Below are 11,904 nucleotides of genomic sequence, written 5' to 3'. Positions count from 1 at the left end.
TTTTTTATTGACTGCTAAAAGCACAAAATTTAATAAAAAACTTTCAAACCCTCAGTCCCTGTCAGTATTTTTGCAAAAAAAACTCATGAGCCTTCAATATTCTGACTTTATATTTATTTCACTGGGCTCAACAGTATTTTCCTTGGGAATAGCCCTTTATAGCCTGGGAAAAAATAATGTCAGGAATACCCAAAGTTTTTCACTATTGATGCTCAGCATCGGGATCTGGTGTTTTGCCTCTACCATGGAATTGATTTCACGTCTTCCTGAACAAAAAATTTTCTGGTCTCAGTTTTCATATCTGGGCATCGCCACCATCGGGCCGGCATGGCTGGGATTCTCCCTGAATTTCACTGCTTTGAAAAACAGACTCACACGGAGCATCCTTAACATAACCCTCATCATCTCCTGTTTACTGATTATTTCAGCATTTACAAATGATTATCACCGGCTGATATGGAAGCAGGCCACCCCCTACACCAATGAATTTGGACTTTTTATCCATTACAGTCATGGCCCTTTGGTAATTTTTAATTCATTCTATACTTACCTGTTGTTTCTCAGCGGATTTATCCTTGTGGTAATAGCAGCCTTCCAAAATCCAGCTGATTATAAATGGAATGCAATCCTTTTTGGTATTGCAGGACTTATTCCTGTTCTGACCAATGTTTTATATATGGTCAGTAAAAGCGATCTGTTTAGTTTTGATTTAACGCCCGTCAGTTTTGCTGCCACCGGACTTATTCTATTTATCGGACTTTTCAGGTTTCACTTTCTGAGTATCCTCCCGATGGCTCATCAGGCTTTGTTTGAAAACATGAAAGATGCTGTCATAATCATGGATAATAATCAGCGTATCAAAGCTGTAAACCCCGCTTTTTATAAACTTATTGAATCAGATTTTATAAAAGTTCGTTCCATTGAGAAAACGTTTCCCGAATTTATTCAGGAAGTAAAAACTTTAGTAACACATGGCCGAACTGAAGCGGAAACTGAACTCAGGCTACCCGACAAAGACATCAAATACCTGCACCTGCTCATTTCCATCATTGATGAAGGGAAGAAAAAAAGAGATTTCCTGATTGTTATCAGAGACATTACACAAAGAAAACTCACAGAGCTGGCACTTTCAGCTTCCAAAGCAAAAACGGAGGAGTTTGCCAATACTCAAAACAAATTGCTCAGCATCATTTCTCACGATTTAAAAAATTCAATTGGAGGTATCAGCAATGCGATAGAGTATCTTCTTCTCGATCATGAGCTGGATGAAGAGACAAAAAGGGAGGTTTTAAACGAGCTGAATAACAATTCAAAGATGACTGTTTCTCTGCTTGAAAATATATTGGAATGGGCTAAAGTTAAAAATGTCAATCTTTTTAATCCTACGTGGTACAATTGCAGAACACTGATTGTAAAAGTGATTGACCTGATGAACTATCAGGCTCTTGTTAAAAAAATCTCAATTGAAACCATCATTGATCCTGAGTTAAAAATTTACACAGATACACAAATTTTCGCTGCCATCATGAGAAACCTGCTTTCAAACGCCATTAAATTTTCGCCAATTTCAGGGAAAATTATTTTAAAAGCAAAAGGGGAAAAATCCCACATACAAATAGAAGTGATTGACAATGGAACCGGAATGAGTGAGGCGATTCTGACCAATGTCTTTGATTTTAAAGAAAAGCAGACTTCTTTGGGAACAAAAAACGAAAAGGGTTCCGGCTTCGGGCTTTTTATGGTAAAAGAGTTCATGGAGCTGCATAACGGCATTATTGTCATTGACAGCAAGCCGGGTAAAGGGACCCGTGTCATCCTGCAATTTCCTGTTCCTGCAGATTCATGAGAGATAAATCCGGTTCAGGCTTCATTGTTTAATCTCTTTTCATGTTGAAAAGTCGTAGAGAAGTCAATTGAGAAAAATAATTTTCAGTGCTAAAAGATTATTTTTTGTCAGTTTTGAAAGCGTATAAAGTCAGAGGAAGAAATTAATAAAAGAATTACTTCCCAATCAACTTTAAAACCCCGTTTACAAAACTTAACGGATGTGCAGGATTGCCGGGCACAAAGAGGTCAACAGGATATTTGTCCAAGAAACTTCTGTTCAGGGCTTTGCTATCTTTAAAAATACCACCGCTAATGGCATCAGTTCCCACAAGAATAATGATTTTGGGAGATGGAACCGCATCAAAACAAATCTGTAGGGCTTCAGCCATGTTTTCGGTAATGGGTCCGGTGATAACAATCCCGTCAGCATGGCGGGGTGAGGCAACAAACTCAATTCCGTATCTACCCATGTCGAAGTTGACATTTCCGGCAGCATTCAACTCCATTTCGTTGCTGTTGTCGCCTCCTGCCGATACTTGCCTGAGTTTCAGAGCATTTTTAAACAACTTCCTGATTTCTTTCCTGACTACATTTTCATCAAAATCTACAGATTTAGCTCCCTTTCTGATAATCAGGTTATTGCGATTGTTAGTGGCTATTTTGTAATCATTGGTAAACCGAACTTTATCAGGCAAGGCAAATGCACATTCCTTACAAAAGACACATTTTCCAAGATCAATAGCAAATTCATCAGCTATAATAGCATCTGTCGGGCAGATTTTTGACACATCATTAATCTCCTCAACGGTAATATCCTCGCTGATTTCAGGTCTTCCCCTGAACAGAGGAGCCAATTCCACATTTTTTAAGTCGGGTACATACTGTTTCCCGTGACTTCGCATTATTTTAAGAGTTCTCAGCATATTTTACAGGTCAAAACCACAATAACTTAAATTAAAACTTTTATTACAGACAGGGAAGTCAGAAATTTCCTGATTCCGAACTGCCAGAGCCAAAGCCATCCAGTTGTGAAAGGAAGGATCTTTAACTTTGTAATGAATGACCCTTCCCCTTTCATCAGTGATTGCTGAATGACAAATTTCTCCTCTCCATCCTTCCACCATAGAAACAGCAAAACTGTTTGGTTTAAGCTGATAGTGATAATCGGGGAGTTGAAGTTCATCGCTAAGCTTCTGCCATTCTGAAATCAGTTCCTTAATAATATGGATAGACTGGCGGGCTTCCAGGTTTCGCTGCATTCCCCTTGCCAAAACATCACCGGAACTGGTTAAAACCGGTTCAACTTTATAACTTTTAAAAAACTGAAACGGATGTGAGCTGCGGACATCTCTTGGAATTCCTGTTGTTCGGGCAGCCATTCCGACTGCTCCTATCGTCAGGCTTTGTTCTTTGGTTACTATCCCAATCCCATCGAAACGGGACAAAACACTGGGTAAAGAATAAATGAGATCCGTTAATTTCATGAAGCGTTTCCCTGTATCTTCCAGAACCTTTTCAATATGATCTGTAACAGTCTCATTCAACGGATAATTTGTCCCTCCCGGACGAATCAAACCTTTTCCAAAACGATTGCCACACCACAATTGGGTCGAGTTGATGATGGTTGTCCGAAGGGCTTCACAAACCACCTGTCCCAACTGATAAGCTACATCCGTACACAATGCAGCCGTATCGCCTATATGAACAGCCAGTCGTTCCAGTTCAAGCGCTATGCAACGTTCTATCTGAAGCCTTTTATTTATCGTAATTCCAGCCAATGATTCCATGAGCTGGACATGTGCAAGGGCATGCCCTACTGCTGTATCTCCTGCAATGCTTTCAGCCAATATGCATCTCTGAAGAGGATTTTCTTTTTCTAAAAACAAATTTTCAATTCCGCGATGCTGATAACCTAAATGAATTTCCAGATGCAACACATTTTCTCCATTACAAATAAACCTGAAATGACCGGGTTCAATCACTCCGGCATGAATAGGCCCTACTCCCACTTCGTGCAATTCCTCACTTTCAATCTCAAAGAAAGGATAATTGTCCATCACCTTCGATTGGTCTGCACGATGATAAGAATATCGGACAGGCTTCAACCAGGGATGACCTTCAAACTGAACTCCGAAATTCTCATGAATTTCCCGCTCAAAATTCTGCATTTGAGGACATTCAGGTGTCAGTGATTTTAATGAAAGTCCGTTTTTACCTGCTTCATGAGAAAAAACAAATAATTCATGGGATTGATCGTCAGCAATGCAGCAAAGAAATTTCAGTTTCTGATCTTCTTCAAAAGCATAATAAGCCACACAATGCCTGAAATCTTCTTTTAGAAGCAATTTGACTAAATCAGAAAACAGAGTGTATTCAAGTACAGGAATTTCTGTAAAATCTACACGCAACGAATTGTTTTTCAATATGATATATGATTCCTTGCTCATCTGATTCTTATTTGGGTAAAACTGAAATGCTTTGATTGATCAGATCAACCAGAATTGGTGGTTGATAAAAACACAGCATGATCACCAATCCAAGAAAGATGAATTGAGATATTGTTTCTACCGGATTAACATTTCCCGGGACACGACATTGATCGGGATTTCTTGAATCGGAAAAGGTAATATGCATAATTCGGGTGCTCATGGCGTAAATCACACAGCAAAGCAGTAAAACAGTACCAACAAAAACAAACCATTGACCATTGAGTACCATAGCTTTTAATAAAATAAACTCAGAAATGAATAAACCGGATGGGGGTATGGCAAGGATACATAACATTCCTGTAATTAAAACCAATGCTCCTGCAGGATAAAGTTTCATATAATTTCCACATTCATCCAGTTTAAAAGTTTTGAGTACCCGTGAAAGTTGCCCCATTTGAAAAAACAAACTTGCTTTTGTTAAGGTATGCAATAATATGACTAATACCGCAGCATAATAACCAATTCCACCAACACCTACCCCAATTGCAACCAACCCCATATTTTCGAGACTTGAATACGCCAACATTCGCTTAAGATGTTTGGCTTTGAGCATGTAGCCAGCAGATATTAGCAGCGATAATAATCCGGCTATGATAAAAGCCTGTCTCATGAAAGGTAAAATAACAGAAGATGATAAAAATGAATAGGCTCTGAAAATAGCTAAAAAACCTACATTCATTAAAGCTGTTGAAATTAATGCACTAATAGGTGGAGGTGAAACGGAATGTGCATCAATAGTGATGGTATGCATAGGAAAAAGTCCCATTTTAGTACTAAAGCCAACAAAGATGAATACAAATGCTATTTTTAAATACAAAGGATTGGCATTAGAAATCATTCTGGTCATTGAAGAAAATGATAAATCGCTGATGCCTGTTCCATGCATGGTCATGCTTAGAAAAAGAATTCCGATATAAGCCAGTGCAATTCCGATGGAGCAAACAAAAATGTATTTCCAGGTGGCTTCAAGGGCAAGTTCGGTGCGATCGTGGTAAATGAGAGCTGCCACAGCCAAAGTTGTTGCCTCTACAAAAATCCAGATGACCGCCATTCCGTTTGCCAGATAAGCACCTGACATAAAGGTGATCAAGGCAATAAAAGCAGCATTGTAAATGGTAAACTTTCTGATGTCCTCATTTTTCAGATAAATAAAACTATGGTAAATAGCGGGGATGCTTATTACTGATAAAATAGACAAAAACAACAATCCCAAACTATCATAAGTAAAATAATCCAGCTCGGTTTTGTTCAGGTTAATCCAGCAATATGCAACAAAAGAAAGATGAATGATGGCAAAGCCAATGGTCAAAATTTTGGTGAGTATCCTGTTTTTGATTATCACAATGCTGATACTCATGATGGCTGATAGGATGAAAAATGATAATAATGCCATTGTCTAATCCTTTAATTTCGTCAATTCCCCGATATGTGGTTTTAGCTTTGATCCAAAAAAGCTAAGGATCAAAACACCTACGAAAATATCGAGCAGTATCCCGATATTGATTAGCATGGGCATTTCGTTGCCAACCGCTAATGAAAACATAAAAACAGCGTTTTCAAGAATCAGGAAGCCAATCAGGTGCGATAGAATAAGCTTATGGGTAACTACAATGAGTAAGCCGGTGAACATTGTGAAAAGAGCAATGGTCATGTAAACGGTATTGATATAAGGATTGATCAGTTGATTGGCTAATAATATACTGATCAGCAATGAGATAATCGTAAAAATCAGAATATAAAAACCGGGCATGGCTAACTCGTGTACCTTATAAACTCCTGTTTGCCTGATGATACGAAAAATAAGGTAAGGAACCACAATGGTTTTAAAAATAAGGGTTTCGGCAGCAATAAATATTAAATTGGCAGTAGTTACCTCGTTAAGTTCAAGAAAAGTAATACCAAAGAGCAACAAACCCTGCAAAGCAATCAGCCCCGCATAAATTCTGAACCGCTCGGTAATACTGAGATAAACAAGGGTAACAGCAAACAAAACGATCAGATAATTTACCATGCTTTATGAAATTAATTTTCTGGTGAGAATTAAAACAACAACAAATGCAAGTAAAGAAATGGCAGAAAGAGTAAGAACAAATTTCGGGTTTTTGTTCATCTTGTTTCTTGCCCTGAATGATTCCATCAAACCAATAACGACTGCAAAAAACAACTGTATTACAAAGAATAAAGCTGTTTGAAGGAAGATATTCCAGTGTGCAGGCACCAGCACATTCGTGAGCAATGCCCCATAAATGGCAAACTTGAGATAAGTTCCGGCATGAATCAAAGCTTTGTCGAAACCACTGTTATCCAGAATCATTACCTCATGAATCATGGTAAGTTCAAGATGGGTTTTAGGATCATCAATAGGAAGTCTGCTGTTTTCGATCATGGCAATTTGAATCAGCAAATAGAAACCTATAATGCTGTAAATCATCAGGTAATGATTGTTTGAAATATAAAACTGGCTGAAGATGTCGGAAAAAGAAGTGTAACCCGTCAGCATGGCAAATGTGGCAAGGAGGATAAAAAAAGCAGGTTCCACCAGCATCGAGAGAAGTGCTTCGCGGTTGGCTCCCATCCCCTCAAAGCTGCTTCCGGTATCAAGGGCTGCAATGATAGCGAAAAACTTACCTATAGCTAATAAATAAGCAAAGAATAAAAAATCTCCCTCAAAAGAAATAACGGCACGCTGTGATGCAAAGGGAATTACCAAGGCAGAACATAATATAGTCGCCAACGTAATGGCAGGTGCAATCTGAAAGATTATTCCGGTAGTTTTACTGAAAACGCTTCCTTTTTGCATCAATACCCATATATCTTTGATGGGCTGAAATATTCCGGGTCCTTTTCTGCCCGAGACAATGCTTTTCGTCCTCAGAATGATTCCGGGGAAAAAGAGGGCTGCTATCAATATGAGAATGAATCCTGCCATTTAAACCAGATTTAAGTAGGTTAACAGTAGCAGTAACAGCATGAAAATGAATGCATACAGGATATAATGCTGGATTTGTCCGGTTTGCATCACAGCAATTTTCTTCAACAATCCTAAAAACCAATTGGTAGGTTTGTTGATCAATAGGGTCTTAAAAACATCGATACTATGTGATTGAAATGACTTTTTATCAGGAAAAATTTCATCTTCTGTGATTTTGGGTGATACTTTCTTTGTCCTCAACAAGGGATTTGCCAGCTGAATAAAGTTATCGGCATAGGAAGTAGCAGTATATTGTTGTTTAAATGTGCCTGCGGTGTAGCCGCAACCCCACGTTTCACCTATCTCAACTGTTTTGGTTTTGAGATGATAATATCGGTAAACAAGCAAAATGACTACGGTGAGAATGAAAATTCCTCCAATCAGACTTATCTGGGAAAGATTAGTCAGGGAATGATTAGTTATGTTACCCAATTCCGGTATGACAAACATCCCTGAAACCATTGTAAAAACAGGTTTTACAAAAAGAAATGGCGCCAAACCAATTGCCAGAATAATGACAATACTGATGTATTGAGGTAATATCATGTTGTTACTCACTTCTTTTGCCAGTTTTGCTGCCTCAGAACGCGGACTTCCGAGAAATACAATTCCGAAAGCTTTGGTAAAACAGAAAATGGCTAATCCGCCAATTAGTGAAAGTCCAACAATGCTCCCTAAAATCACGATAGACTGATATAAATTAGCAGCAGAAAGGCTTTTAAACATCCCCAGATAAATCAGATATTCAGAAATAAAACCGTTGAAAGGAGGCAAGCCGCAAATTGCCAGTGAGCCAATCAGAAAAAGGACTGCCGTTTTGGGCATATTTTTCATTAATCCGCCCATTTGCTCGATATTTCGGCTATGTGTAGCAAGATAAACCGATCCTGCATTAAAAAACAAAAGTGATTTGAAAAGAGAATGGTTTAGTACATGTAAAATCCCCCCGCTGAAACCAAGAAGAGTCAGTGCGGAATTATCAGTAGCCAATCCAATGACTCCCAGTCCGATACCTATCCCGATAATACCAATATTTTCTATGCTGTGATAGGCCAATAATCGTTTCAGATCGTGTTGCACAATAGCCATCATTACCCCCATAATTCCTGAGATTAAGGAAACCACCAGTATAATCATTCCAATAATCAGCAAATCAGTCTGAACCGATATAAGAACTCTCAGTATCCCATAAATTCCCATTTTAATCATTACACCCGACATCACACCCGACACATGGGAAGGTGCTGCTGGATGTGCATCCGGCAACCAGGTATGCAAGGGAATAAAGCCTGCTTTTATTCCAAAACCAATAAAAAACAATGAAAAGAGCAGCAAATTGGAGTGATTGGAAAAATAAATCTTTAACGCATCAAAACTCATCTCACCGGATTCCTTGTTGACAATAAGTAACGCTGCAAGTATAAAAATCATCCCTACATGCATTTGTATCAGATAACTGATGCCTGCTTTTAAAATTTCACGTTTTTCAGCTTCAAATATGACAAGAAGAAATGATGATAAAGCCATGATTTCCCAAACAATAATAAATGCCAAACCATCGCGGAGCATCACCACGAGCAACATTGAAAAGTACAGCCACAGTAAAGCAAAAAAATGAATGGAAAATCTTAGCGGATTTTTGGTTTCATGATAAGGTTTTAAATATCCATTTCCATAAAGAAAACCAATTAAAACAGTCAGGTTAACTACCAGAATAAAAAAAGATGAGAGTTTATCAATAGTAAGATGAAAATTGTTTTGAAAAAAAGGAATATCTGTTTCAATTTCCCGAATCGGAATATTTGAAAACAAAACGTGGATGCTCCAAAAAGAAGTTAAAAAGACTGTACTTATTAATAATATAAGGCTGAAGTAATATTTTATTTGCTTAGGTAAAAGGAAAACTAAAAATGAAACTGTTAAAATCGAAATAAATATTGAAGCCTCCATTTTTGGATCCGGATTGCTATGAAATTATTGAAAAGTATAAATAAATGGGTTCATTCACGTTCTTAATGAAAAGCAAAGTTATTGGTAATATTAAAACAATAAAAACATAGTTCTGAAATTGTAGCATCAGGCATTCAATCTCTGTTTTTGATTCTGTCAGGATTGCTGGTGATAAACGATTCCCATGAGGAATAAGATTTACCATCACTGAAATCTGGTTTATTCCCTGTAAAATAATGAGCCATAGCCACGGCAAGTCCGTCTGTAGCGTCAAGAAATTCAGGAACTTCGGTAATGTTTAACAAGCGGGTAAGCATGGCAGCTACCTGCTCCTTTGAGGCGTTTCCGTTTCCTGTAATGGCTTGTTTGATGCGTTTCGGAGCGTATTCAAAAATAGGTATATCCCGATACAAAGCTGCTGCTATGGAAGTTCCCTGTGCTCGCCCTAATTTCAACATTGACTGTACATTTTTGCCATAAAACTGAGATTCAATAGCCAACTCATCAGGTTTATATTGCTCGATCAGGTGCAGGGAACGCTCAAATATCATTTTAAGCTTCAGCATGTTATCTTTCACCTTGGAAAGATTCACTACCCCAAACTGCATCAACTCCACTTTTTTTCCGTCACATCTGATCAGGCCATAACCCATGATGGTCGTCCCGGGGTCAATGCCAAGTATGATTTTCTCAGCCAATTCAACGTTTTAATTAAAAATCAAAGATAGCTTGTTTGCCGGAGATTCCGGATTTTATTAAAAGAAATACAGGTTTTCCTGAGACATTCCACACTTATATATTTCTTTTGATGACACACTTTTTTTATGGATAATCAACATAGAAGCTATTTTCACACTCATTTCAAAAAGCAGAAAAATTTTTCAGTTAGCAAACTTTGCTTTGAAGGTTTCACTCATCCATACTTGCCACCAATTCATCGGTTAGCTCGATGTTATGATAAACATTCTGAACGTCATCATCATTTTCAAGCATATCGATCAGCTTCATCACTGACTGAAATTCAGCAACAGAGAGTGTTTTCGTGTTGTTGGGTATCCGTTTCAGGCCTGCATTTTCAAGGTCAATCTTAAGGTCTTCCAGTTTTTTCTGCATATTCCCAAAGTTTTCGCGGGCACAGTAAACTGTAATGTATTCCTCATCGGTTTCAATATCATCTGCACCGGCATCAATCAGGTCGAGTTCAATATCCTCGAGGTTGATTTTCCCCTTTTTAAAGGTAAAAACCCCCAACTGATCGAAAATATATTCCAGTGAGCCTGTTTTTCCAAGACTTCCGCCAAATTTATTAAAATACGAACGCACATTAGATACGGTTCGGTTGGTGTTGTCAGTTGTACATTCCACCATGATAGCGACCCCGTGCGGGCCATAGCCTTCATACACTACTTCTTCGTAAGCCTCAGAATCAGCGCCTGATGCTTTTTTAATAGCCCGTTCAATGTTTTCTTTCGGGAGATTTTCCATTTTTCCATTCTGAATTGCCAACCTTAAACGCGGATTAGCTTCCGGGTCGGGGCCTCCCAACCTGACCGCTATTTGTATTTCTTTGATCAGTTTTGAAAAAACCTTTGAACGGGCAGCATCTTTCGCTCCCTTCTTTCTTTTTATGGTTGACCACTTACTATGTCCTGACATAATTATCTGATTTTTGGTGCAAAAATACATTGTTTTCATTAATCTGAATTTCAGCCTTTATCCTGAATTTTTATCGGAGTTGAATTAGTGCCCGGAATGATAAAAATTACAATGAAGAATTGTTAAATGAACTTTTGGTTTTAACATTTGATTATGATTTCCTTTTTGATAGCCGGAATTATTCTTTTGATAAACTTAACTCACCCCCGGCCCCTCTCTTTCAAAAAGAGAGGGGAGCTGATGGCGTTTCCGGATTTTATGATTGTTTCATAAAATAAAAGATCAACACCCACTCAAGTCCCGTAGGGACGATCTTATGGTAACACCTACAAAATAAAAGAGCCAAGTCCTGTAGGGACGGCCTAATTCTTCGTAATTAATGAATGACGGCTTTAATATGGGTTGTTTTCCTAACTCACCCCCGGCCCCACTCTTTTGAAAAGAGAGGGGAGCTGATGGCGTTTTCGGATTTTATGATTGTCTCATAAAACAAAAAATCTAAACCCGCTTGAGTCCCGTAGGGACGATCTTATGGTAACACCTAACAAAATAAAAGAGCTAAGTCCCGTAGGGACGGCCTGATAATTTTTCGCTCCTTTCAATGTCTTACTTTTGCTTTGATGGGTGTAGTAAAAAAACAGTTTTAGGGTTTACTTAGCTTAATAAAACCAAGGGTTTAAAACGCGCTCCGAGTGTTTTTAACCACCCCAAAACCTTACTGCAAAGGTAAGGTTTTGGTTTTCGTTTAAGGCAAAAAACTTTAATAAACTCTAATATCTTATCTTATGAAAACTTGTATAAAAAAATTTGTCTATTGGTCATTTTTACCTTATCTTTGAACATGCTTTTTGCACAAACATATAATTCATCTGGCTTAAAAACTATGAAAGTGGTATAAAAATAAAATGGTTAATCAGGTTCCGGTGTAATGCCGGAACCTTTTTTTTATGAAAAAAAGTTTGTTAAAATATTGGTTAATTTTTACATCAATTCTAATTGTAAGTCCATTTA

At 38.0% G+C, this 11,904-nt stretch carries 9 protein-coding genes; 1 reads left to right on the top strand and 8 read right to left on the bottom strand.

Annotated features, from left to right (window positions below; genetic code table 11):
• The first annotated feature begins 85 nt into the window (after positions 1 to 85).
• Positions 86 to 1,846, top strand: coding sequence for a PAS domain S-box protein (locus GX437_01830; GenBank protein NLJ06388.1), 1,761 nt, complete (start codon positions 86 to 88; stop codon positions 1,844 to 1,846).
• Between the two features lie 154 nt (positions 1,847 to 2,000).
• Here the strand turns inward: GX437_01830 and GX437_01825 are convergent, their stop codons facing one another.
• From GX437_01825 to GX437_01790, 8 genes are all read right to left on the bottom strand, one after another.
• Positions 2,001 to 2,750, bottom strand: a complete 750-nt coding sequence (locus tag GX437_01825; GenBank protein ID NLJ06387.1) for an NADH:ubiquinone oxidoreductase — start codon at positions 2,748 to 2,750, stop codon at positions 2,001 to 2,003.
• Between the two features lie 3 nt (positions 2,751 to 2,753).
• Entirely contained in the window at positions 2,754 to 4,274 is a 1,521-nt protein-coding gene (locus tag GX437_01820; GenBank protein ID NLJ06386.1) for an NADH dehydrogenase subunit, read from the bottom strand.
• Between the two features lie 7 nt (positions 4,275 to 4,281).
• The gene (locus GX437_01815; GenBank protein ID NLJ06385.1) at positions 4,282 to 5,709 is read right to left on the bottom strand and encodes a hypothetical protein; all 1,428 of its coding nucleotides are present in this window, start codon (positions 5,707 to 5,709) and stop codon (positions 4,282 to 4,284) included.
• Positions 5,710 to 5,712: 3 nt separating this feature from the next.
• Positions 5,713 to 6,327, bottom strand: a complete 615-nt coding sequence (locus GX437_01810) for a hypothetical protein (GenBank protein NLJ06384.1) — start codon at positions 6,325 to 6,327, stop codon at positions 5,713 to 5,715.
• Positions 6,328 to 6,330: 3 nt separating this feature from the next.
• Positions 6,331 to 7,245, bottom strand: a complete 915-nt coding sequence (locus GX437_01805; GenBank protein NLJ06383.1) for a hypothetical protein — start codon at positions 7,243 to 7,245, stop codon at positions 6,331 to 6,333.
• Positions 7,246 to 9,099, bottom strand: coding sequence for an NADH-quinone oxidoreductase subunit E (locus GX437_01800; GenBank protein NLJ06382.1), 1,854 nt, complete (start codon positions 9,097 to 9,099; stop codon positions 7,246 to 7,248).
• A gap of 272 nt (positions 9,100 to 9,371) precedes the next feature.
• Positions 9,372 to 9,890: a crossover junction endodeoxyribonuclease RuvC gene (gene ruvC, locus GX437_01795; GenBank protein ID NLJ06381.1), complete on the bottom strand. Its 519-nt coding sequence runs from the start codon at positions 9,888 to 9,890 to the stop codon at positions 9,372 to 9,374.
• 256 nt (positions 9,891 to 10,146) lie between these two features.
• Complete coding sequence (locus GX437_01790; protein ID NLJ06380.1) at positions 10,147 to 10,893, bottom strand: YebC/PmpR family DNA-binding transcriptional regulator; 747 nt, start codon at positions 10,891 to 10,893, stop codon at positions 10,147 to 10,149.
• Between the last annotated feature and the right edge of the window lie 1,011 nt (positions 10,894 to 11,904).

Source organism: Sphingobacteriales bacterium (assembly GCA_012517435.1).
Classification (GTDB): Bacteria; Bacteroidota; Bacteroidia; order CAILMK01; family JAAYUY01; genus JAAYUY01.
The sequence above is the reverse complement of the archived record's forward strand: the minus strand, read 5'-3'. Positions and strand labels throughout refer to the sequence as shown.